The organism is Streptomyces sp. JW3 (genome assembly GCF_052216785.1).
Classification (GTDB): Bacteria; Actinomycetota; Actinomycetes; order Streptomycetales; family Streptomycetaceae; genus Streptomyces.
Genome location: NZ_JBQOUX010000281.1, coordinates 1 through 365, shown reverse-complemented (window position 1 = coordinate 365; position 365 = coordinate 1). Strand labels below are relative to the sequence as shown.

The window sequence follows — 365 nt, the reverse complement described above, 5'->3', positions numbered from 1 at the left end:
ATGCTGGAGGCGCGCTGGGACGACTGTGTGGAGATGGCCCGGGACCAGATCCGCGAGGGCGCCCACATGCTGGACCTGTGCGTGGACTACGTCGGCCGGGACGGTGTGGCCGACATGGCGGAGCTGGCCGGCCGTTTCGCGACCGCCTCCACCCTTCCGGTCGTGCTGGACTCCACGGAGGTGGAGGTTCTGCGGGCGGGGCTGGAGAAGCTCGGCGGCCGTGCGGTGATCAACTCGGTGAACTACGAGGACGGTGCCGGCCCGGAGTCGCGGTTCGCGAAGGTCACGCGGCTGGCGAGGGAGCACGGTGCGGCGCTGATCGCGCTGACCATCGACGAGGAGGGCCAGGCCCGCACCGCGGAGAA

1 protein-coding gene is annotated in these 365 nt (G+C 71.0%); it reads left to right on the top strand.

What is annotated here, in order from left to right:
- On the top strand, window positions 1-365 hold a 365-nt coding region (locus ACTT8P_RS38505), incomplete at both ends, for a dihydropteroate synthase (protein WP_442836438.1).